Consider the following 24,140-nt stretch of genomic DNA (forward strand, 5'->3'; position numbering starts at 1 on the left):
CGCCCATCATCACTTCATATTCCTTAAAACAGAGGTACATAATGGTTTTATAAATTTAAAAATTAAACCATATTTTCCAAAAAAAGCTGTTTGTAAAATATGGATTGCCAAGGAAAAGCTGCTGAGAAGCTTACATATTGACCCTTAAAAGTTCAGTTTAATAAAGATAGGTACTTCTATTCTCAGCTTTCAGAAATACAATACCTATTCAGGTACCTGTAATAACCCATTTGAAATAAACAGCCGAATTTTTTATAGAGAAAACAGCGAATTTAGTATAGCAATCGACATGCACAATAATGTTCATTGTGTCTGGAAAGAATTGTTGGTTTTTAAGAAATGCGAATCAAATAGAAAGGAGGAAACCAAAAAAAACTAAACAACTGATGTGGCATGGCCAGGCCAATGTACATCGATCAGGATTAAAACTTTAAACTAAAATTAAACATGCCATGAATTTAAAAAAATTAAGTTTAGGCCTTGTAGCCCTGATGGGGTTCGGCCTTTTAATCACTTTAAACGCTTTTACTTCAGCTTCAAAAAAAAGTTATACCTACTGGCAGTATGAATCAGGAAGCTTAAACGATATCCGCAATGGCGCCAGCTATACGCAGATTAGCGAACCTAATGAATCACCCTGTGCAAATGGCTTAGATCTTCCTTGCGTGTTAAGAGTTGATGAAAGCATCAATACAAAGGATGAGCTGGATACTTACCTTCATAATACTTCAATGTTTCCCTCTTCTGCTGATATTACCAACGCGGCCATTTATAAAAAAGAAGCCGAATAAAATGTAAAACATGAAGTCCTATAGGTTTTTGAGAAAACCTATAGGACTGGTTTATTTTGGATTTTGCTGCATCCCTGATAAAGCAATTATATCTTCAGGCAACGGTAAGGCATATCGTAAGCTGTTAGGTTCTAGAATAGTCTTTTCGCCATTTACGGTTCGGCTTAGTACAATACCATCACCCTCCGCATTCCAACGTTTAATATCTCCCCAGCGCAGGGTTCTGAAAAGCAACTCCTTTCTCCGCTCAACTTTAATTAAAGCCAGTAAAGCCGCTTGTGTAAGGCCGGTGTATGGAGAAAAGGTTCCTTTCCGGTATCGGTTAAGCAACAGAAGATTTAAATCTGCCAGTGCTTCGGTGATCCTGTTTTGTCTTACTAAACACTCAGCCCTGGTTAACAAAAGTTCATCAGTGGCCACGCCATTAAAAATAGATGCCGCACCGGCATAATAACCCTTAAAAATATAAGCATTTCCATTTGCTCTGAAAAATATAGTTTTACGAAGGTCATTAGCGGCATACAGGTTATAAAGTTCCGGATTAATCAATGCCCTGCCCTGGCTTCCCGTTGCAGTGGCTACTGCCTGGCTATCGAAAAGAACCTCGGCATTTTGCTGTGCAACAGGGAAGTTTGCAGATGCATTTAAGGTATTAAAATCCATTAATGTTTTCTGAATTTGCAAGGCACTATCGGCATATCGGCCAGCCTGCACATAATCTCTCATCTGAAGATAAGTTCTGCTCAATAAACCATAAGCTGCTCCTTTAGATGGCCTGGTGGCAGAAATATCTTTAACAGGCAAATCTGCGATTGTAGCTTTAAGGTCTTTCAATACCTGATTATAACTTTCGGCAAGGCTGGCCCTGAAAGATATTTTATTAAAATCTGCGTCAAGCCGCAGCGGGATACCCAGATCGGATGGCGCCGAAGTCGGGTCATAAGCTTTTGTCCAGATGCCAATTACATTCAGAAAAGCCCTTGCCCGGTGAAAACGGGATTGGGCTGCGATGTGTTTCACTTTATCAAGAGGCGTAATGCGATTTCCATTTTGCGCAATGGCATCCAATATAGCATTGCAGATATAAATCTCCTCAAAAGAGGATGCCCAGTGCAGGGACAAAGGTGCAAAATTATTTTCCGCCTTCCACAGGTAAAGATTCCGGTCTTGTTCAGTACGGGCATTAAATACCTCATTTGTTACATAATAATCATCCGTACATGAATTGGCTACGCCCGGATCATTAAAGTTCATTTTAAGATAGTAATCCAGCAGCGCCTGCATATCTTCCGTTGTTTCAATCGTAGCCAGCTGCTGATCGGGCTTTTCATCCAGATATTTTTTACAGCCAGAAAAGCATAGAAGAATTAAAAATCCCATAATCGGGTAGAACATTGTTTTTTGATATCTTTTCATCTTTTATTCCTTTAGAAGTTAATTCTGCATCCGGCAGATATGGTTTTGGCAGGGCGTAGTATGGTCGGACCGGCATAATCCGGATCGATTCCTTTTTTATTGGCCTGCCAGAGCATCCCGAGGTTGGTGGTATTCAAATAAAATTCAGCATCACGAATGGCCTTTCCAAGCCATTTCCCGGGCAATTTGTAACCCAGGTTGGCATATTGGAAACGGATGTGATCACCCCGTTCTACCAAAGCTTCAGAACCAGCATAAAAAGCATCACGTGCTGAATTATTCGGATAAACAAAAGCCGGAACATCGGTAATTAGCTCATCACCAGCCTTCTGCCAGCGCAAGCCATAATCATTATGGCTAACGCCACTATTCACTAATCTGCTGTAATTGATGCTTTGACGCCTGAAATAATATCCCAGTTTAAAGCTTAGGCTGAGCTGTAAACTAAAACCTTTATAGCTAAAGCGGTTTTGCAAATTGCCGAAAACCGTTGGCAGTGCAGAACCAAATAATTTAAGTTCATCCAGCGAAGTACCGGTTTGCGTAATCTTGCTATAATCTTTACTAACCTCCCCCTTAAGAAAGGCTATAGGATCACCGGCAGCATCAAGCCCCGGACTTTTAAAGGCATAGATACTGTAAACCGGGCTGCCCACAATACCACTAATGCTGGCTGTTGTGCTGCCCACCCAATCGGAGGCACTATTACTAAGCAGGTAATAATCAGTTACCTTTGTTTTATTGGCACTGAGGTTTAAGGTACTTTGCCACTTTAATAATCCTTGGGTGTTGAGGCTGTTTAACTGAAGATCAATGCCCCTTCCTTCCATTGAGGCGACATTTTTAGTAATAAAGTTACCCACTCCGGTAGTATAATCTACCGGATAAACTCCCAAAAGATCTTTCCCCCGTTTAAGGTAGCCGTCAATGCTGCCTGATAAGCGACCGCTCATCGCATTAAAATCCAGGCCAAGGTTAATCGTTTGTACGGTTTCCCATTTCAAATCCGGATTGGCTTTTTTGTCAATAATGGCGTATGGTGCCTGTGAATAAACCGATGTACCTACATATTGTATAGTGGTAAGACCAGCCTGGTTCGGATCGGCATTGCCGCTAAAGCCATAACTTAATCTTAGTTTCATAAAATCGATGGCTTTCAAATGGTAAAACCCAGCCTTTGAAATGATCCATCCGATACCGGCCGACCATAATGGCTTCCATTTATCGTTGGTATTTATCCCGAAAAAATTTGTGGCATCCCTGCGTGCACTTCCATACAGCAAATATTGTTCACGGTAATCGTAACTGATATTGCCATATGCACTTACATAACGGTTTTGTGTTTGACTGATGCCCTGCCGATCAGGAATATAGGAACTGCTACCAGTAACATAATTCGGAAAGGCGGTGGTATAATCTACCTGTGTAATGCTCAGGGTATTGGTATTTAAACCATAACTTCTGAAATGATCTCCATTATTTATTTGTTCTCTTCGTTCTGCACCAAGCATTACATCAATACCATGAGCAGCAAATTTTTTAGTATAGTTTAACTGTGCCCTTAAATCCTGCGCCCGGAGTAAAGATGCAGAACGATCATTAATGCTGGCCGGCGGAACCTTATAAACAGCTGTGCCGGTATTGCTCAATTGCGTAAATGCATTAATCAGATTACGTGTGGTAAAGCTGCCCATTTCCTGCAACAGGTTGCTATTGCCCGATTGCCTTTGTAAGCGGTAAAGGAGTGTAGCCGAGAGGCCGTTCCATTTATAGTTTAACCCTGTATTGATATTTAAATCATCAAAATGGCCTTTAGTTTGCTGATAGGCATCATCATTAAGCGGATAATAATGCCAGTCCAGCAATTTCAATCCGTTTAAACTATTGATATAATTCAGGCTATAATTTTTAGCTACTGGCAGGGCATTACCGTTTTCATCTGCAAAGCTGGCATACGGATAAAGGCTGCCGGTAGCAGAGGTAATACTACCATAACCTGTTTTGCCCGTTAAGGTATTGCTTCCGGTGTATAGCAGGCTTAAATCAAGCTTAAGGTTTTGCAGCAGGTCAAAATTAAGGCCATAGCGCAGGCTGAGGCGATCGCTCTTTACATTTAATTCAGAACGGCTATGGTCATAACCTGCCGAGGTGGTCCACCCGAAACCCTTCCCGCCTGATGCAGCCTGCACATAGTATTGTTGTGTATAACCGTTTTGATAAAAGTATTTTTTAAAATCATCCCTTACATCCTTTTTTCGGTATTCCGCAATACGGAGGTCTTTCTCTGCCTGGCTAATGGTATTATTATACATTAATTCTACCACCGGAGAGAGTACCGGCTTATTTGGACTATTATAATTGGCCAGGTAAAAACCTTTTTGAAAAAGGTTCAGCTCTACATCAATAAAATCGTTGCTGCTCATTTGCGGCAACCGGTAAAGATCAGGTGCCTGCTTAAAGCTTTGATTTAAATTGGCACTGATGCTGAGTGGCTGATTGTATTTACCTTTTTTAGTTTGAATGACAATGACACCGTTACCTGCACGGCTGCCCCATATAGAAGTAGCTGCTGCATCCTTTAAGATGCTGATACTCTCCACATCATTCGGATTCAGGTTATCCAGACTGCCTTCGTAAGGGAAGTTATCCAAAACTACGAGTACATTTCCTGGTCCACTGAACGTGCTTACACCGCGGATATTAATGCGCTCCCGATTAAAGCTTTCACGGTCTACACTTAATCCGTTACCCACGGCTTCCAACCTGCGCATAATATTACTGCCCACTTGTTCATTTAGTACAGCGCCACTAATTTGCTGGTAAGCGCCCGTTAATTTTTCCTTACCCACTTTTTGGTAACCAGTATTTACGGTTACTTCTTCTAGCTGATGTATAGCCGGTATCAATTCAAAACGAACAGATTGGCCAGCGAAACGAATAACCGTATCTAACGTGCTGTAATTAAGCAGGCTGATTTTAAAATGGTGAGGCCCGCTGCTTAAACCTAAAGAAAACTTTCCGTTACGGTCACTTTGTACATTTAATTTCCCCTGATCAATAATGATGGTGGCATTTGGCAACGCACTTCCATCAGCCCTGCTCACAACGCTTCCTGTAAACCGCTGTTGCGCCCTTGAATTTGCAATGCTACAAAAGAAAATCAGGAGGGCGATAATATAAGATTTCATAATTTGTTTGGTTTAGTTGAAATTTTGATGGTTTATGGAGTGCTTCCTTTTAAGCGTTGCTGGCGATCGAGAATGGCATTAAGGTTTCCCTTCTGCACAAATTCACTTCCACTTGCGGCCAGGATATATCCGCCGGCTATCCAGATATAATGTGGTACGGTGCCGTGCACAAAATATCTGCTCAATGTAGTATCAGCCATAACTGTTACCAGCTGATCATTAAAGCGCTTCATCGTGGCGGCAATCTTTTCAGGTGTATCGCGGGTGCTTTTGGCGTTTACCAGCAGTACTATGGCCTGCCCTTCGTATTCTTTCTGCAGGCTATCCATGTCTTTAAACTTATGGGTACAGCTGCTGCACCATGTTGCCCAGAAATCGAGAATCAATAACCGGTTTTTATACCGGAGCAGGCTTTGCCGGGTGGTTTTTCCTTTTGCATACACCAGGTGCTCCTGTGTCCAGAAGCTTGCTGGTAATTTGCTGCCAACCTGCTGTGGCTTAATCTCCGCTGCCATATTTTGTGCATTTGTAGGAATAGTAGCGCAGCAGCAGAAAAAAAGCAGTATGATAGTGATTTCTTTGCTTCGTTTAATCCATTCCAGTTTAATTTCTGCAAAAGAGAGTTCGGCCAGCAAACTCAATTCACGTGAGCGTATAGAACGTTTCTGCCCCCGGGCTATTTTCTTGCTGAAGATGATGGGTGCCTGATGCCTGGTAATCTGGTCTGAAATGGCATCCGCAGCTATGCGTTTAATGCTTTCTTTTCTGAAATTTTTAAGGCATAGCCATGCCCTTACGGCTATTGCCGTTATTTTTTGAATCATAATGGTTTGTTTTAATTCAGCCGGTTAAACCTGGTTAATTTTCCTGCGCGATCTGTTTTCTTAAAGAAAGAAACCAGCAGGTTTTAATTACCGCAGTTTTAATGTGCTGAAAGATTAGGTTATGGTTTGGTATTACCTTAGGTTTTAACAACAGGCATGCCGCCGGTGGTATGCTAAATGGCTGTATCTGTTATTTATGCAGCATGATGCATAACCTAAAATGTGTTACCCTGCAATAAGCGCAGGATAAACACATATTTAGGGTTCGCCCTTAAATTTTAAATGCCTGCATTTTTCCAAATGATTGATGTACCTGTATGTCCTGTTAAGAAAATAGCAGATACCGCCAGCGCCTGATGCTGTTTTAATAAATTACCTGGTTTTGTTTCAAGTTTCACAAAACCCGGCTGCTTCACCGCTGTTATACCTCTAAATCAGCATGTGAAAGCAGCGCAGGGATTGTGCTCTAAACTAAACAGGATTTTTTGGTTTCAAAGCAAACAAATAATTGAAAGGACATTTTTGGGGATGATGACCATACATGGGATGTTTAAACGTAAAGCTGAACGTAAAACCAAGTGCCGCGCCGGGATGAAGCGGGGAATTTAACTGTACTTGTTTTACCTGTGGGTTCATACTTATATTGATCAAATACAAGCCTTGACAAATCAGCTTTCACAATACATGTGAGGCCGCAAACCATCACTACATTAAAGTTTCTGACGCCTTACATTGAAATGGATTTACAGCAGCCCCACATCTATTTCGATGTACAAATATATACAACTACACATAGATATGGGTATTAAACTGCTGTCTTGCTTCAACGGCGTCAGATTCTGTAGTTGCAAGACTTTTATTAATACCTAGTTATAATACACGAATATAGCTTTCATTATTTATTATTCCAAATTTGGAATAATAAATATTTAATTATTAAAGTCTTTTTGTCAATAATGGCTGAACAGTATATTGATAAGGAGATTTTAGTACTCATCAGGGCAAGGCTTTGGGAAATTTCCCAGTCGAAAAAAATTACTTTGGAAGATATTCAGGATCGGACTGGCTTCAGCTACAGCCAGGTTTACCGTATTGTGCGGGGAGAAAACAATATTTCAGTTAGTGGCTTGTTTGCCGTATGCAAGGCACTTGAAGTTCAGCCAACTGAAGTATTTAATTTTAAAATTGCCATCCCTAAATATCCAGATGTCAGAAAACAACGGAAAGGGTAAATCAAATAAACCCTATCGATTATAAAACCTATAAGGTTTGTGAACTAAACCGTGCACCGATTACCTGCTCACACAATCCAAAAGATAAAGTCATGCCGTTACCACCTAAACCATTAATGATGGTTACACCCGGTGCTACTGCCATAACCAGTTCGCTTTCGCCATTTTTCATTTTCGGATAAATGCCATTCCAGGTTTGGATGATGCTGTTATCTTTAAAATGGGTAAAGGTTTTCAAATATTTTATAATCAGCTGGTTGATAAAATCCTTGTCGAAAGGATCATGAACCAGGCCATACTCATGCGAATCGCCGATGGTAATTTCTCCGGTATGGTTTTGGGCCGCCATTACATGGATGCCCCATTTCAAATATTCTGCATATTCCACTTCGTAACGTTTACGCAGCTGGGATAGAGATGGTGTGGCGTGAAACCCGGGATAATGAATCATACTCAGGCTTCCGCACAATGCCGGCCCCATACGCCAGCCCTCTGGCTGACTGATGATGCGTAACATTTGCAATTTGCATTTGGTAATGCCCTGCTGCATAAAAATTTCAGGATATAGGGTTTCAAATTCGGCACCACTGCAAATAAAGATTTCATCAGCCTGCCAGCTTCGTGATCCTGATTTTACAGTTGAATTTTCTACCTGGCTGATGGCCGTATTCCAGTGAAAATTTACCCCATATTTTTCTTCCAGATAACCGGCTATTTTACCAATGGCTACGCGGGCTTCTACAATCATTTCCGTCCCGCTCCACAAGGCGCCTTTTAATACAGCAGGATTTACGCCGTTTGATTTGGCTAAAGTTTGCTTAGGGCTGAGCAGATTACAATTGCGATAAGCCTGATTCATTTCTATATATTCAGTCATCACTGCGAGTTCATCATCGCTATTGGCGATGTGTAAGGAACCTACCTCATCATGCCAGATACCGGCCTCCATGCAAATCTGTTTCCAGATGCTGCGGGATAACATTGCACGCTCGAAAAGGGGCCCCGTAGGTTGTCCTATTGGCCACACCATCCCAAAGTTGCGGATAGATGCACCAACTGCATGCTCGTGACGTTCAAATACGGTTACCTCAAATCCCCTGATGGCAAGTGCCCGGGCGGTGGCCAAACCTACAATGCCGGCTCCAATAACGATGGCAGATGGTTGATTCATATGGTTGAAAATTTTAATGGTGTTGCCGCAGCAGAAGTGCCCTTGCGTGCAGATTGAAAAAAATAAATTAAGGATAAGATGCTGCAAAGGCCTCCAATAACGGCGACCAGGATTATACCTTCTTTAAAAAAATTCCCCCAGCTGATATCCGGCTTTCCGAATTCTTTCACGATTAATACACTTACACTGGCCAGGTAGCCCAGGGAATCGGCCAGGTACATTACAAAACCCACATTGCTTTTATAATGAAAAGTGGCAATCATCCGTTCAAAAAAGATGGCGTTATAAGGCACATAACCCAGATAGAGCCCCAAGCCAGCCATTGTCATCCAGGCTACGGGGCCAACCATGTGTAAACTGAACATAAGGGTGGATACGCCAATTAAAATGCAGCCCCCTATAATGAAGAGGTGGATAATACTGAAGGCTTTTAAATTTCTTTTGATCAGAAAAAGCAAGCTCATGGCAACCAGTACAATGATCGAAATCCGGCTATCTATTTTCGCATAAATGTTCTTATCGGTAATCCCCAGGCTGTTCCAGATTTCCACTTCAAAGTTATCACGCACATCACGCATCACCGTAAGCAAAACATAGATGATTAAAGTAAGGATAATGCCGGGCAGGAAGCGGCTGATAAATTGTTTTCTTTCTGAAGCCGTCATAGGCTTACGTTCAGTGCGCAGAAGCCGGTCTTTTTCTGTAGGCGGCGGCATGAGTTCGAGCAGTAAGACAAAAAATATAATCGGGATTACAAATAATGCACCCGTTAAAAATGGCATCATGTATTCATTTACATGGTAAGCGTGCAGAAGCGTTTGGCCAACTGTTTTTACGAAACCTGAACCAAAAATAAGGCTTATGGATAATACCGCAGCCATAAATTCGGTAGAACGGCGACCTTCCAGATAGCCAAATACCAGGCCCCATATTAAACCCAGAGGGAAACCGTTCATAAATAAAAACAGCATATTGTAGGGTGCCGGTACAAGGGCAAAGCCCAGCAAAGCCAGCCACGAAATACCTACCAGCAGCAGTATGGTAGCCCCCCTGCGCTTACCCTTAAGTTCGGCAATAAAACGGATGCCATAAAATTTACTCAGTGTATAACCTACAATCTGAAAAATAACGAGCCATACTTTATAATCAATATGAAAATACTGCTGCCCCACATATGTACCTGCAGCGAAGGCCTTGCGGAAGGCATACATAGATGAATAGGCCCCAAAAGCAGCCAAAGCCGATATAACCGACGTAAGGGCATAAGGCCAATGGGCTATCTTTGCCCGTAAAATTTTTGCTAAGCCCATCGCGATTATTTATAAAACGATGCCAAGCACATCAGCAATGTTATCAATAATATGCGTGGGATGGTAGGGCTCCAGCGCGGCACGGGTAAAAGCGCCGGTGGTTACCGCAATGACATATTTACAACCTGCGTTCTGCCCCTCCCGGATATCCACTTCGGTATCACCAACTTTCGCCACCTCATCTGCTTCAGCAATACCGGCCAGCTGCCGCAAACGGTTAATCATCCCTGGATTGGGGCGACCTTCTGCTACTTCGTCCGAACAAACCAGGTAATCAAATATATCTTTCTCCCGCCATTCGAGTCTTTTAATAATCACTTCGGCAATATCTCTTGAAAAACCCGTGTTGATGCCTACCTGAATACCTGTTTTTTTTAAGGCCAATAGCGTTGACGTTGCATTTGGTAAGGCTTCCAGAAAATCGGCCTGCTGATAATATTCAATCATCAGGCGTACAAAGGTCTCGTGGATCTGATCAATAAGAACTGATGTAATCTTCGAAGCATCAGCTTCATATAAGTGGAGCATTTTGGTAATCGCCACTATTTTTTTATAGCCCATTAAAGGGTTGATGATGTGATCAGGAACATCATAACCATACTGATGTAAGGCACTTTTGAAAGTTTGCGTAACTTTATTTTCATCTTTGACCGTGGTACCGGCCATATCAAACACTACGAGTTTAATGGACATTTGCTAAATCTTTTGTTTAGCAAAATTAAACTTAGTTTATTATTACAAAACTACCTTAATGTTAAGATAAATTTAAGTTTAGCTGATTTCTTCAAAGAAATAGATCACCAGCATACTGGCTTTTTCTTTACCCAAATTTTTGGGGGTATGCGCCATACGCCCATCAAACAGCATAGAATCACCTTGCTTCAGGCTATACACTTCCTCCCCAAAATGGTAATCAATACACCCGTTTAAGATGTACTTATATTCAAAAGCTTCCGTTTGGATCTGCGGTCTTTGGGCACCGGGTTCCAAATCGAGAATAACGATATCTATGGTTGATTTCTTAATGGATTGTGTAAAGATGCGCTGGTAATTAAAACCTATAGCATCTTCCTTTTCAAAATGCTCGTAAGCTTCCTTACGGCGGATCAAAAGTGGAAACTCCTTGCCATTGTATTTAATATCCTTGAAAAATATGTTTAAATCAATTTCTAAAGATTTAATAATATCAATGAGTACGATTAAAGATGGTACAGTACGGCTATTTTCAATCTGCGAAATTAATCCCTTGCTAACATTTGCCCTGGAGGCAAGTTCCTGCACCGTAATATTCTTCTCACGTCGCCTGTCTTTAATACGGTTACTGATCTGTATCAGTACATCATCTTCCATCGATCTGATTTTTGTAAGGGCGGAAATTAGAGAATAAATTTTAGCATGGCAAGGCTTTTAAAATATTTTAGTATCAAGCAAGAAGGTCACAAAAATTTAATTCTGTGCTAACATGAATTGCTTTTATTTGCGTTTTTTTAGATCGCATGACAGAAAAACCCTTAAATCCTCAGCTTATTGCTGATGAAGTGTTCGCTTTATATGAGGCACATGGAAATGATGATTACATCGGAGAACCTGTTTCCCAGTTGGAGCACATGTCGCAGGCAGCAAACCTGGCACTTGCAGAAGGCTATGATGATGAAGTTGTACTTGCAGCTTTCTTTCATGATATCGGACATTTATGTGCCGCAGGTTCAGCAGTGGGAAGCATGGATGGCATGGGTAACGTAAATCATGAGCAGATTGGAGCTGATTACCTGCTGGCACGTGGTTTCTCCCCGCGTTTGGCCAAACTGGTAAACGGACATGTGATTGCTAAACGCTATCTCACTTATAAATATCCTGAATATTTTGACAAGCTCTCTCCGGCCAGTCGCATTACTTTAGGCTTTCAAGGCGGACCAATGCACGCAGCCGAAGCAGCTGCATTTGAAGCTGATCCTGATCTTGATATTATTATCCGCATGCGTTTTTGGGACGATGAAGCGAAATTAACAGCGATCCCGATCAATAATTTAGATCAGCTTAAGGCGCTTGCCATAACACATTTAAGCCATCACAAATAGGAATTATTGCTTTGGTGTTAAATCATCTTAACCTAATTGTATTGATTTAGTTACCAAAACTGAAATCTGTTAATGATCAGTAAACAAACTTTTAAAGTTTAGATAACTTAAAATTAGTTTACAAATAATAAACAAAGTTTAGTATTGCCAAATAATATTAAATCAAATTATTTGGCAATTATGGATGCTTTTTACCCCAATTTAAAAAGGCTCGCACTCCTGGTGATGTGCTTCCTTTCTCCGCTAATTTTACTGGCACAAACCAAGATTTCGGGCGTGGTTAATGATGAGACCAATCAGCCTCTTCCCGGGGTAACTGTCATGCTCAAGGATTCTAAAGTTGGCACAACTACTGATAATTATGGCCGCTTTATCTTATCAGCAAATATCGGTCAAACACTTCAGTTTCAATTTGTAGGTTTTAACAGCCAGGAAGCGACCATTATTGACAGCACGAACCCGCTGACCATCACGCTGCAAGGGAATAACCAAACACTTAATGAAGTTGTGGTAACGGCTTTAGGTGTAAAAAAGGATAACCGTAAAATTGGCTATGCCGTATCTACCGTTCAGGGAGATGATCTTACCCTGGCGCGTGATCCCAATCCGGTAACCGGCTTAATTGGCAAAGTGGCCGGATTATCAGTAGGTCCTTCTGCTGAATTATTAGGCTCGCCAAATGTAGCCATTCGCGGAAATACCATTTCTTTATATGTGGTGGATGGTTTCCCCATCAATACAGATACCTATAATATCAGTCCGGATGATATTGATACCTATACAGTATTAAAGGGCCCCGCTGCAGCCGCACTTTATGGCAACAGGGCATCTTATGGTGCCATTCTGATTACCACCAAAAAAGGCAACAAAAACAAAAAAGGCTTAACCATTGATGTGAACAGCAGTACGGTCATCAACAAGGGGTTTTTGGCCTTCCCAAGAATACAGCATGCTTATGGGGCGGGTGAAAATACTTTTTATCAGTTTGTTGATGGTAAAGGTGGCGCACCGGGGGGTGTAGATTCTGATTATGACATTTGGGGGCCATACTTCAACGGACAATTAATTGCACAATATGACAGCCCTATCGTGAACGGTGTACGCCAGCCAACACCTTATACCGCGCGGGGTGCAAATAACTTAAATAACTTTTTACGCACCGGAGTTCAAACGAATAACAATATCGCCTTAACCTCCAACGGCGAAAACCATACCATCCGTTTTTCTGCTTCGCAACAACACCAGGACAGTTACATTCCTGAGCAATACCTGGATATTGCCAATGTCAACATGTATGCTTCATTCAACCCTAGCCCACGCTGGAAATTTGAAGGTAATGTTAACTTCAACCGCCAAACCACTGATAATTTTCCAGATGTACAATATGGCCCAAACAGTTTAATTTACAATATGGCCATCTGGACTGGGGCAGACTGGGATGTGAACGCACCTGATATTAAAGCCATCTGGCAACCGGGTAAAGAAGGGATTCAACAACAATTTGCAGAATATACCCGTTACCACAATCCCTGGTTTATGGTGAAGGAATGGACACGTGGCCACTATAAAACAAATACCACCGGCTACCTTTTAGCCAATTACAAAATCAACACGAACCTGAATGCCACCTTACGCTCGCAGGTTGATACCTACAATATCCTGCGCACAGAGAAAATGCCTTTTTCTGCCCATCCTTACGGACGTGAAGGCAATGAAGGGGATTACCGTGAAGATCGCCGCGACTTATTCGATAACAACACGGAGCTGATGGTAAATTACGATTATACCATTAAAAAATTCCTGAATATTTCGGGTTTAATCGGCGGAAACATGCGCAACATGTCTTATAATTCCAGCTGGACCTCTACCGATTACCTGAATGTTCCTGAAGTTTATGCTTTCAGCAACTCTAAAAATCCAATCCAGTCTACCAGTTTCAACTCTGGCATGCGGGTATTAAGTGCCTATTATTCGTTGGATTTAAGCTTAGGCAAATATGCAACGATTTCAAGCACAGGCCGTTTAGATAAATCTTCTGCCTTTCAGGTTCCAACCACCTATTATTACCCAAGCTTATCAGCAGCAACAGTAATCTCTGATTATGTTAAAATGCCAGCTTTTATCAGCTTTTTAAAAGCCAGGGCATCATACTCCAATATTCGATCTGATGCCACTTCTACCACCATAGGCCCTGCCCCATTCAGTTCCATTACGGCCTTGGGTGGCAGCACGGGTGCATCACTTTTTAACAACCCACTGGGCTATGGCACGACATATAGCTCTCCATACAATGGACCTGATTATTCTTTAAATACTTCCTACGCCACGAGCAAACCTTATAATAGTCAAACCGCAGGTTACGCTTCTGATTATTTATATCAGAATGGGATTAAAACCTCAACGCGTGTAAATTATGAGGAAGGCTTTGACATCAGGTTTTTTAAAAACAGGTTAACTTTTAGTGGAACAGCCTTCCAGTATATTGATGGGCCAAGAATTTTACCAAATGCCATTTCAACGGCTACAGGTTACACCATCGAATACCTGAATGCGCTTAAAACGAAGAAAACCGGATACGAAGGCTCATTAAGCGGTGATGTTTTTAAGCAGGCAGACGGCTTTAGCTGGAATATCCTAACCAATATTGCTACTTACAAAGAAGTTTATAAAGAACTTCCGCAGGGCCAAAGCATTTATGCTACCTTCTTTAAAGCAGGAGACCGTACAGATAAATTATATGGAAGCGCATTTGTAAGAACACCGGATGGAAAAATCATCAATGATGCGGCAGGCAAACCATTAGTTAACCCAACAGCCCAGTTTCTGGGTAACGAAATCGGCAGATTTAACTGGAGCATTTACAATAAATTCCAATATAAAAACCTAAGCCTGGGCATCCAGTTTGATGGGAATGTTGGTGGTGTAATTGTTGATTACATGCACAACAAAACCATGCGTGGTGGTTCAAATGCAGAAACTGCAGATGGTGCTTTAGGTGCCGCCAGATACCAGGATTGGTCAAATTTTGGAAAGAAAGGTTATAATGGCAGTTACGTTGGAGAAGGTGTAGTGATTGCTAACGGCGCTTCAATTAATTATGACTCCAATACTGGCGCCGTGCTTAATTATGCAGCCTTACAATACGCTCCGAACACACAGGTGGCCTTTGTACAGGATTATGTCAGTAAATATTACGGGGTAGACGAGGCTAACCTGATGAGTAAAACATTTACCAAGCTGCGCGAAGTAACTCTCGGATATGAATTTTCTAAAGAATTGCTGGAAAAAACCTTTATCAAAAAAGCTTCATTATCGTTGTATGGGCGGAATTTATTGTACTTCTATAAGGATAAACGCTTTAAGGATGTAGACCTTGATCAGTATAATTATGCCACACCCTCAACCGGTTTACAGTCGCCAACTATCCGCAGTTTTGGCATCAACCTAAACGCTTCTTTCTAACCTTGACAACACAAAAGATCATGAAAAAAACAGCCTATATATTCCTGTTGCCCCTGGTGCTCATCACCCTGGTAACAGGTTGTAAAAAAAGCTTTGAAGAGCTCACTAAAAACACCAATAAACCCAATTCCGTTTCTGCAGCCCTTTTGTTAAATGGCGTATTAAATAATTTACCAGACCTGCCAGATGGTTCAAAAGAAACCTATAGCCAGTATTACCTGAACAATTATGATTACTATGGCAATAACCGTTATGATTTGGGTAGTGGTGATGATTATTATACCGCACTTAAAAACGTAGTGGAAATGGAGCAGCGTGCTGCAGCTACCGGTGGTGCCAGCATTAATCCTTATGAAGCATTGGGTAAATTTTTTAAAGCCTATTTCTTTAGTAAAATGAGTTTGGAAATGGGTGATATTCCAATGACGCAGGCACTAAAGGGCCTGGATGCGCTGGAACCCGGATATGATTCACAAAAAACAGTAATGCAGCAATCGCTGGCCTGGCTGGAAAGTGCCAATAGCGATTTGGATCAGCTAATTAAAAACCCGGCTAATTTTGGCACTGGTGCCGGCGCAACACTCAGCAATGATATCTATTTCAACAATGACCTGAGTAAATGGCAAAAAACGGTAAATGCATTAAGAATCAGATTATTGCTTCAATTAAGCAAAAAAACAGCGGATACCGATCTGAATGTGATGACGCAGTTTGCCAGTATCATCAACAATCCTACTAAATACCCTTTAATGACTGGTACTGCAGATAACCTGCAATACACCTTTGTAGCCCCGAACAATTATTACCCTCAAAACCCAAATAATTTCGGGCAAAGCGGATCCAGAAAAAATTCATCAGCAACTTATATCAGTTTACTTACCCGTTTAAAAGACCCGAGGGTTTACGCCACTGCCGAACCCGCAAGAGATTTAGTGGATAATGCTAAGCAAAGCGCTACGGATTTTGCTTCTTTTGTTGGTGCAGATGCAGGCCTGGATTTAGGTGTAATGTATAACAATGCCGGTTTACAAAAATATTCTTTCCTTAACCGTAAACGGTTTTATTCTACTTATACCGGTGAGCCAAGCATACAGATCGGCTATGCCGAACTCATGTTTAACCTTGCAGAAGGCATCAATAGAGGATGGGCAGCCGGAAATGCTGAAACCTATTATATTGCCGGCATAAAAGCCTCGATGAGTGCTTATGGCATTCCTGAAACGGGCAACTATACCGCATATTTCTATCGCCCCGGATCAACAGATGTAACCAACACATCCAATTATGACACCTTCATTATCCCGGTTGATTTTAATACCTATTATAACCAGGCTACAGTAAAGTATGCAGCCGGCACAACAGGCATTACACAAATTTTGCAGCAGAAATACCTGGCCTTGTTCAGACATGCTGGTTTAGAATCTTATTTTACTTACCGCCGTACCGGAATTCCCGCTTTTACAACCGGCCCGGGAACAGGAAACGGAAACCGCATTGCGCAACGTTTTAAATATCCTTCGGCAGAACGCACCGCCAATGCTAAAAATTATCAGGCAGCCATTACCGCTCAGTTTAATGGCAATGATGACATTAACGGCATCATGTGGATTTTAAAATAATATCCATTCAGGCAAGGCCAACTATTGGCCTTGCCTTTACCCCTCCAACCCATCATATGAATAAGCTTATATTAATTGTTGCCTTAACCATAAGTGCAACATTTTCCTTTGCACAGGCCAGGAAAACAAGAAACCTGTTAATTGTTACCCTTGACGGAATGCGCTGGCAGGAAGTATTCAGAGGGGCTGATTCTGCTCTGATCGGTTCAAAATACACGGAAGACAAGGAGGAAGTGAGAAAAAAATACTGGACTGCCGCTCTGGATGACCGAAGAAAACTACTTTTCCCATTTTTATGGAACACCATCGCAAAAGAGGGGCAGATTTATGGTAACCGGGATTTGGGCAATAAAGAAGAGTTATCCAATCCTTATCGTTTTTCCTATCCTGGCTACAATGAGCTTTTTACAGGCTTCCCCGATGTCAGGATGAATACCAATGATGCCATTGCCAATCCTAACCTGAATGTGCTGGAATTTCTGAATAAGCAAAAAGGCTTTGAAGGTAAAGTAGTGACGTTTTCATCATGGGAACGTTTTCCGCAAATTTTGAATACCGGCCGTTCTGGTCTGCCAGTATACTCCGGCTATGCAGATTTGAAAAACAATGATGCAAATGCACGATTAAAATACCTGAACGAACTTCAACATCATGTTCCGCATTACCTCGGTGATTCTACCAGACTGGATTTTATTACCTATGAATTTAGTAAGGAATACCTGAAGCAGTATAAACCAAGGGTAATGTATATGGCTTTTGATGAAACCGATGACATGGCACATGCAGGCAATTATAAATTTTACCTCGACAGGGCCAAGCAGGAAGATGGCTATATTAAAACGCTATGGGAAATGATCCAGGCAGATCCGTTTTATAAAAACAACACAACACTGTTGATCACCTGCGATCACGGCCGCGGAGAGGTACCCATGGATCAATGGCGTGACCATGGCGCAAATGTTAAAGGAGCTGAAAATACGTGGTTTGCCATTTTAGGACCGGACACACCTGCAAGCGGAGAAATAAAAACATCAACAACAATTTACCACAAACAACTGGCACAAACCATATCTGAGCTACTGGGTTTTGATTTTAAAGCCGCAGCCGGGCACGAGGTTGGAAATGCTATCAAAACAGTGTTTAAATAATAACTAATTTCTGAATAGATTTAAAGTTGATTGGAAGCGATACCGCTGATGGTCAACTTTTTTAATTTAACCAGTTTTCCAATCCTTCTGAATTAAGTCTGTTTACCGAAAGGCTTTATGGTAAACCGCTACGTTTACGCCCGAACTTTTTAATATGATTTGATGTTATCCATTGAACTAACCCGATAACATCATGGCAAAAGAAAAAAAGAAAAAAACAACGAAGAAAAAAGGTGGCAAAAAGAAAGATAAAAAGAAAAAAGGCAGTACTAAAAAGAACAAGCTTGGTGTAAAAAACTCCCTGGTGAACAATATCAACGCCCGGAAAAAAAAAGGAAAATCCCGTTCGAAAAAGAAATCTAAAGTGAGTAGAAAGGCCTACAAAAAAATGAAAGAGGGCTGGAAGAAAAAATAGTTTAGGCAGGCCATTACATCACAGGTTTTAACAATGGCCTGCTCCCCTTCAATATCGTTATTTTTTCCCATCATCGTCATAAAATCTTGATATCGAAGGATGATCAATTAAAGATAATCACTGGCAAATCAGCTTAAAAAATCCCTAAAACTGAAAATCATAATTTTAGGCTATCTTTACACAAAATAAAATCGATGGCGGTATTACATAAAAAAGAAGAAAAAATTCAGGCAGTGCTGGGTAGGTTGCCTAAAAAATATACAGATGAACAATTCGTTGAAATGTTTATCAGACTTTACTCTAAAGATTGGGGTAAAATCAAATCAGCTTACATCAAGCAATCTCAGGATAAAGAAAAGGGTTCTATCATCAACATGCCTAAGCCAGAGATTTATTTGAAACAGGTTTTAGCCAACTACCTGCAAAATGCGGATGCCCCTAAAGCGGCAGAAGTAAAAAAGGAAGAAATTAAAGAACCCGTTACGGAAGCTAAAAAACCTAAAACACCTGTCAAAAATAAGGCGGAGGCTGTTGAAGCAATTGCTGAACCTAAAAAGGTTAAGGCACCGGCGAAAAAGAAAGTACAAGCAGAAGATGCACCGGCTGCAGCAGTAAAGGAAAAGAAAGCACCTGCTAAAAAGAAGGCCGAAGCCACAGAAGAGCCAGTTGCAGAAGTTAAAAAAACTAAAGTAACTGCTAAAGCAAAAGTTGAAAAACCAGCAGATGCTTCAGCAGAAATTAAGAAACCAAAAGCAGCAGCCAAGAAGCCTGCAGCAAAAAAATAAAAAAAATTTTCACTCAGGTATAATAAATCATCTTTTTGGTTGTTTATGTATATGAGAGCGTTAATTTAGATGACGGGGATAGGTCGGTATGATTTATCCCCGTTCTTTTTTACATCAGAATTTAGACATTCCCGTAACTATTGGATTGCCCTCCATCAATAGCTATGGTTTGGCCATTTACATAGCTACAATCTTTACTTAATAAAAAGCAAACCACTTTAGCAACTTCTGCCGGCAATCCAAGTCTTTTAGCCGGATTGGCTTGTGCATAATCCTTTTCTGCCGCCTGGGGATCAGCGGGGTTTACCTGCTTAAAAGCCTCGGCAACCATTGGGGTAAGTATAGCACCCGGGGCTATGGCATTTGAAGTAATTCCATACTGGGCATATTCTAATGCTGTATTTTTGGTCATCCCCGAAACCGCATGTTTACTGGCTACATAAGGCATTTGATTCATTACACCACGGATTCCGCCAACAGATGCCACATTAACAATTCTACCATATTTTCTTTCCTGCATATGTGGCAATACATAACGTAAACCATAATAAACACCCATTAAATTAATATCGACTACTTTTTTGAAAATATCGATATCATATTCCGTTATGGATGCCTGTTTGCCTTCAATACCCGCGTTATTGTAAAAACCATCTATCTGGCCAAATTTCTCAATGGTTTCATCAACATAAGCTTTAACTTCCTCTTCTTTTGATACATCGGCTTTAATGGTTAAAACCTCTAATCCGGAATAATCTTTTGTCAGGTCAGACTTTGCTTTTTGCAAGGCTTCTTCATTATAATCAACAAGCACTAATTTGGCTCCCAAAGCTGCAGCTTCCCATGCAGTTGCCAATCCTAAACCCATTCCTGCTCCTGTAATCAGAATTACATTTTTTTCAAAATTTTTCATATTCTTCTTTTTAATTATGATCAAATCAACCCGCTATCAGGTTTAATCTGGCATCAATAAATACTTGCTTACCGAACGCAGCGCAGCTGCTAATGTTTGTCAGTTAATTTTAATAAACCTAAAATGTAAAAACATCAAATTGTAATCTTCAGCTTTATCATTGGTATATCGGGAAAAGTCGATATATCTTTGTTTTATGGATCAAGTAGAAATCTTTAAAGCCTTATCAAACAAAACCCGTTTACAGATTTTAAACTGGCTTAAAGAGCCTGCCGAGAATTTTCCTGAACAGCTAAATCCTGATTTCGAAAATATTGGTGTTTGTGTTGGGCAGATTCAAATGAAGGCTGGTTTATCTCAAAGTACCATTTCCGAATATCTTTCCATTTTACAGCGAGCAAATTTGGTTACGGCGACACGTGTTGGCCAGTGGACTTACTACAAACGCAGTGAAGAAGGAATCAAAATGTTAAATCAAATTATTAGTACAGCATTATAAAAACAGAAATATATGAACACAGATAGCTTATTTAAGCCCTTTAGCTTAAAAACATTAAATACCAAAAACAGAATTGTAATGGCCCCGATGACGCGGTCTTTTTCTCCTGATGGCATTCCAACCGATGCCGTTGCAGAATATTATGCTAAAAGAGCGGCCGGCGAAGTAGGACTAATCTTATCTGAAGGAACAGTGATCAATCGACCTTCATCATCCGCCGACCCAAACATCCCACATTTTTATGGCGATCAGGCTTTGGCTGGATGGCAAAAAGTGATCAATGAGGTTCATGCTGCAGGCGCACAAATGGGCCCGCAAATCTGGCACCAGGGCATTATGGAAAATCATGCTTCTGGATGGACACCAGGTACACCTTTCGAAGGCCCGTCTGCATTACAAAGGCCTGGTTTTGAAAATGGGGTACCGATGACGGATGCAGCCATTGCCGATACCATCGCGGCTTTCGCACAGGCTGCCGCAGATGCAAAAGCTTTAGGTTTTGATACGGTAGAAATTCATGGGGCACACCAATATCTAATTGATCAGTTTTTTTGGGATGAGACCAATAACCGTACAGACATTTACGGCGGCAAAACCCTGGCTGAGCGGACACGTTTCGCTGTTGAAGTGATTAAAGAAACGCGTAAACGTGTTGGAGAAGATTTTGCTTTAATTATTCGCTTATCGCAATTTAAACCTGCTGCTTACGATTTCAAATTAGCCAAGAATGAAAACGAGATGGAACAATGGTTAACGCCACTGGTTGATGCAGGAATTGACATTTTACATTGTTCGCAACGTCGGTTTTGGGAACCAGAATTTGAAGGATCTGATTTAAACTTTGCCGGATGGGCGAAAAAAATCACCGGTAAAGCCACTATATCAGTAGGTTCTGTGGGTTTAGATGGTGACTTCTTTGGTGCATTTGCCGGACAAAGTTCACAACCAAGTTCATTAGATGAACTGGTACGCAGAATGGATCGTGGCGATTTCGATTTAATTGCTGTTGGCCGACCGCTATTATCCGATGCAAACTGGGTAGAGAAAATCAAAAATAACCGTACGGATGAATTGAAAGGCTTTAGCAAAGAAGCTTTAGCAGAGCTGGTATAGATTTGCTATTTATAAGGCAAAAAAGCATCTCAGCAATGGGATGCTTTTTTTGTTCTGACGACTTTGATAGAATTTCCTTAAATTCAGCTTTCAAAAAATATTCCATGTCAAATATCTCCCTCATAATAGAAGAACGTCCGGCCAATATTGGCAATTTCATGGTGGGCAGGTTATTGCCATTCAGAGAAAAGCGAATGGTAGGCCCTTTTGCATTCATTGACCATATGGGACCAGCAGCCATGAGCGATCATGAAAATTTAGATGTCCCACCACATCCACATATTGGTTTATCTACATTGACTTTTCTTTTTGAAGGGGAGATTGAACACCGCGATAGCATGGGCACAGCTATCATCATTAAACCTGGTCAGGTAAACTGGATGACCTCCGGAAGTGGCATTGCACATTCAGAAAGAACTCCGGCATATCTTCGCCATACAGACAAAATGCTTCATGGCTTACAAATCTGGGTGGCCTTACCAAAAGACCTGGAACAAATGAAGCCAGAATTTTTTCATGTGGAAGAAAATGAGATTCCGGGTTGGGAGCAGGATGGTGTAAATATAAAATTGATCGCCGGAGAAGCATTTGGTAAAAAATCACCGGTTCCGGTTTATTCTCCGCTTTATTTTATCGAAATTAAAAGTAATAAAAGGCAAAAGCTGAACATTGGAAATGATTTATTTGGAGAAAGTGCCCTTTATATTTTAGAAGGCGGCATTGAAAGCGACGGACATCTATTCGAGCCACGGCTTATTTTAATTGCCAACGATGCCAAACTTTGTGAATTTACCATGCTGGAAAATACAACGGTTTACATTTTTGGCGGTGAACCTTTCCCGGAGGAAAGATTTATTTACTGGAACTTTGTGGCTTCGGATAAAGCTTTAATTGAACAGGCCAAACAAAATTGGTTAGACCAAAACTTTAAACCTGTTCCCGGTGAAACCGAATTTGTTCCCCTGCCAAATCACAATCCTTATTTGAAAAAATGAAGATCATTTCTTTAGACTCATCCTCATGAACTTGATTCAGGATCTTTTCATGGAAGAGTTTATGAAGAGGATTGCTTCGCTATTCCTCCTCACAATGACTATAGATTATCTGATATTATTCTTCCAGCAAGGCCTGCCTAATTTTTTCAGCGGCTTCAGCCAGTTCTTCCTGACTTGGGCTTAGTTTCGCTTTGCTAAAGTTCATATCGCTGACATGATTCATTGGGATTAAATGAATATGCGCATGCGGTACCTCCAGCCCGATTACTGAAACGCCTACTTTTTGACAAGGAAAAGCTGTTTTTACGCCTTTTGCCACAATTTTAGCAAACATCCAGAGACCAACAAACAGGTCTTCATCCATATCAAAAATGTAATCTACTTCAATTTTTGGGATCACCAGCACATGGCCGGCAGTTAAAGGCTGAACATCTAAAAAAGCTAAATACTCTACGGTTTCAGCAACTACATGAGCAGGAATTTCACCGGCAACAATTTTCGAAAAGATAGTCATAAAGGTGGAAGGTATAAGGTGAAAAGGTGTTGAGGTAAGCGTTTTGCGATAGGCGTTTTATAATCGCTCACCGCCAAACGCTATCTGCTTATCTTGATATTTCAAGCACTTCAAACTGCATTTTACCTGCAGGCACTTCAATTTCAGCGAATTCACCAACAGATTTACCTAATAAACCTTGAGCTATTGGAGATTTGACAGAAATTTTTCCGGTTTTTAAATCAGCTTCCGTTTCGGCAACCAACTGGTAAGTCATGGTTGCACCATTTTTTACATTTTTAATCTTAACAATGGATAATGCCAGCACTTTTGTTAAATCCAATTTCGATTCATCAATCAAGCGCGCATTCGCCAGTGTATTTTTTAATTTGGAGATTTTCGCTTCGTGCAAACCCTGTGCTTCTTTCGCAGCATCGTATTCTGCATTCTCTGATAAATCACCTTTATCTCTTGCTTCAGCAATTGCTTTAGATATTAGCTGACGCCCTGTGGTTGTTAGATAATGAACTTCCTCTTTTAGTTTATCTAACCCCTCTTGTGTATAGTACGTTACCTCTGTCATTGCTCTATTAATTTTTTTTCAAACGCTATAAAAAACAAACAAGACTACATAGTTGGTTCCTACATAGTCTTGCTTCAATTATAACGAAGATAAAATCTGAAAATT

General features: G+C 41.0%; 21 protein-coding genes. 11 read left to right on the plus strand and 10 right to left on the minus strand.

The window, feature by feature from the left end; genetic code table 11:
• Positions 1–452: 452 nt before the first annotated feature.
• A complete protein-coding gene (locus OQ267_RS19945) occupies positions 453–791 on the plus strand; it encodes a hypothetical protein (RefSeq protein ID WP_088299533.1) in 339 nt (112 codons plus the stop codon).
• Between the two features lie 51 nt (positions 792–842).
• Here the strand turns inward: OQ267_RS19945 and OQ267_RS19950 are convergent, their stop codons facing one another.
• Genes OQ267_RS19950 through OQ267_RS19960 form a run of 3 tightly spaced genes read right to left on the minus strand, consistent with a single transcriptional unit; the run spans position 843 to position 6,219 of the window.
• The gene (locus OQ267_RS19950) at positions 843–2,207 is read right to left on the minus strand and encodes a RagB/SusD family nutrient uptake outer membrane protein (protein WP_265837715.1); all 1,365 of its coding nucleotides are present in this window, start codon (positions 2,205–2,207) and stop codon (positions 843–845) included.
• A gap of 11 nt (positions 2,208–2,218) precedes the next feature.
• On the minus strand, positions 2,219–5,395 hold the full coding sequence (locus tag OQ267_RS19955; protein ID WP_265837717.1) for a SusC/RagA family TonB-linked outer membrane protein: 3,177 nt from the start codon (positions 5,393–5,395) through the stop codon (positions 2,219–2,221).
• Positions 5,396–5,427: 32 nt separating this feature from the next.
• Positions 5,428–6,219 carry a TlpA family protein disulfide reductase gene (locus OQ267_RS19960; RefSeq protein ID WP_265837719.1) on the minus strand — a complete coding sequence of 264 codons (792 nt, stop codon included), beginning with the start codon at positions 6,217–6,219 and terminating at the stop codon, positions 5,428–5,430.
• A gap of 956 nt (positions 6,220–7,175) precedes the next feature.
• Here OQ267_RS19960 and OQ267_RS19965 point away from each other — a divergent pair.
• Complete coding sequence (locus OQ267_RS19965; protein WP_265837720.1) at positions 7,176–7,451, plus strand: helix-turn-helix domain-containing protein; 276 nt, start codon at positions 7,176–7,178, stop codon at positions 7,449–7,451.
• Between the two features lie 28 nt (positions 7,452–7,479).
• Here OQ267_RS19965 and OQ267_RS19970 read toward each other — a convergent pair whose 3' ends face one another.
• The 4 genes from OQ267_RS19970 to OQ267_RS19985 form a co-directional block, all read right to left on the minus strand.
• On the minus strand, positions 7,480–8,622 hold the full coding sequence (locus tag OQ267_RS19970; RefSeq protein ID WP_265837722.1) for a TIGR03364 family FAD-dependent oxidoreductase: 1,143 nt from the start codon (positions 8,620–8,622) through the stop codon (positions 7,480–7,482).
• Positions 8,619–9,932 carry a DUF5690 family protein gene (locus OQ267_RS19975; RefSeq protein WP_265837723.1) on the minus strand — a complete coding sequence of 438 codons (1,314 nt, stop codon included), beginning with the start codon at positions 9,930–9,932 and terminating at the stop codon, positions 8,619–8,621. Before OQ267_RS19975 ends, OQ267_RS19970 begins: the two co-directional genes overlap by 4 nt.
• Before the next feature lie 9 nt (positions 9,933–9,941).
• Entirely contained in the window at positions 9,942–10,625 is a 684-nt protein-coding gene (locus OQ267_RS19980; protein ID WP_265837725.1) for an HAD-IA family hydrolase, read from the minus strand.
• Between the two features lie 78 nt (positions 10,626–10,703).
• Positions 10,704–11,282: a helix-turn-helix domain-containing protein gene (locus OQ267_RS19985; RefSeq protein ID WP_088302508.1), complete on the minus strand. Its 579-nt coding sequence runs from the start codon at positions 11,280–11,282 to the stop codon at positions 10,704–10,706.
• A gap of 146 nt (positions 11,283–11,428) precedes the next feature.
• Here OQ267_RS19985 and OQ267_RS19990 point away from each other — a divergent pair, with 146 nt between their 5' ends.
• The 6 genes from OQ267_RS19990 (at position 11,429) to OQ267_RS20015 (ending at position 19,439) form a co-directional block, all read left to right on the plus strand.
• Positions 11,429–12,010 (plus strand): phosphohydrolase, encoded by a 582-nt coding sequence (locus OQ267_RS19990; RefSeq protein ID WP_265837726.1) that lies wholly within the window; start codon positions 11,429–11,431, stop codon positions 12,008–12,010.
• 180 nt (positions 12,011–12,190) lie between these two features.
• Complete coding sequence (locus OQ267_RS19995; RefSeq protein WP_265837727.1) at positions 12,191–15,472, plus strand: SusC/RagA family TonB-linked outer membrane protein; 3,282 nt, start codon at positions 12,191–12,193, stop codon at positions 15,470–15,472.
• 20 nt (positions 15,473–15,492) lie between these two features.
• Positions 15,493–17,091: a SusD/RagB family nutrient-binding outer membrane lipoprotein gene (locus OQ267_RS20000; protein WP_265837728.1), complete on the plus strand. Its 1,599-nt coding sequence runs from the start codon at positions 15,493–15,495 to the stop codon at positions 17,089–17,091.
• The gene (locus OQ267_RS20005) at positions 17,076–18,239 is read left to right on the plus strand and encodes an alkaline phosphatase family protein (protein WP_265837730.1); all 1,164 of its coding nucleotides are present in this window, start codon (positions 17,076–17,078) and stop codon (positions 18,237–18,239) included. The genes OQ267_RS20000 and OQ267_RS20005 overlap by 16 nt, the downstream gene beginning before the upstream one ends.
• A gap of 193 nt (positions 18,240–18,432) precedes the next feature.
• Complete coding sequence (locus tag OQ267_RS20010; RefSeq protein ID WP_029287553.1) at positions 18,433–18,654, plus strand: hypothetical protein; 222 nt, start codon at positions 18,433–18,435, stop codon at positions 18,652–18,654.
• Positions 18,655–18,848: 194 nt separating this feature from the next.
• A complete protein-coding gene (locus OQ267_RS20015) occupies positions 18,849–19,439 on the plus strand; it encodes a hypothetical protein (protein ID WP_265837731.1) in 591 nt (196 codons plus the stop codon).
• Positions 19,440–19,560: 121 nt separating this feature from the next.
• On the opposite strand, the gene OQ267_RS20020 is transcribed toward OQ267_RS20015, so the two are convergent.
• Positions 19,561–20,352 (minus strand): glucose 1-dehydrogenase, encoded by a 792-nt coding sequence (locus tag OQ267_RS20020; protein WP_088302504.1) that lies wholly within the window; start codon positions 20,350–20,352, stop codon positions 19,561–19,563.
• Positions 20,353–20,548: 196 nt separating this feature from the next.
• On the opposite strand from OQ267_RS20020, the gene OQ267_RS20025 reads away from it, so the two are divergent.
• The 3 genes from OQ267_RS20025 to OQ267_RS20035 all read left to right on the plus strand — a co-directional run bounded on the left by OQ267_RS20025 (position 20,549) and on the right by OQ267_RS20035 (position 22,959).
• Positions 20,549–20,851, plus strand: coding sequence for an ArsR/SmtB family transcription factor (locus OQ267_RS20025; RefSeq protein WP_265820138.1), 303 nt, complete (start codon positions 20,549–20,551; stop codon positions 20,849–20,851).
• Between the two features lie 12 nt (positions 20,852–20,863).
• On the plus strand, positions 20,864–21,964 hold the full coding sequence (locus OQ267_RS20030) for an NADH:flavin oxidoreductase (protein ID WP_265837732.1): 1,101 nt from the start codon (positions 20,864–20,866) through the stop codon (positions 21,962–21,964).
• A 104-nt stretch (positions 21,965–22,068) separates the two neighbouring features.
• Complete coding sequence (locus OQ267_RS20035) at positions 22,069–22,959, plus strand: pirin family protein (protein WP_265837733.1); 891 nt, start codon at positions 22,069–22,071, stop codon at positions 22,957–22,959.
• A gap of 115 nt (positions 22,960–23,074) precedes the next feature.
• Here the strand turns inward: OQ267_RS20035 and OQ267_RS20040 are convergent, their stop codons facing one another.
• The gene (locus tag OQ267_RS20040) at positions 23,075–23,473 is read right to left on the minus strand and encodes an HIT family protein (protein ID WP_265820141.1); all 399 of its coding nucleotides are present in this window, start codon (positions 23,471–23,473) and stop codon (positions 23,075–23,077) included.
• 88 nt (positions 23,474–23,561) lie between these two features.
• Entirely contained in the window at positions 23,562–24,035 is a 474-nt protein-coding gene (greA, locus tag OQ267_RS20045; protein WP_029287566.1) for a transcription elongation factor GreA, read from the minus strand.
• Positions 24,036–24,140 lie beyond the last annotated feature (105 nt).

The organism is Pedobacter sp. MR22-3 (assembly GCF_026240075.1).
GTDB lineage: Bacteria > Bacteroidota > Bacteroidia > Sphingobacteriales > Sphingobacteriaceae > Pedobacter.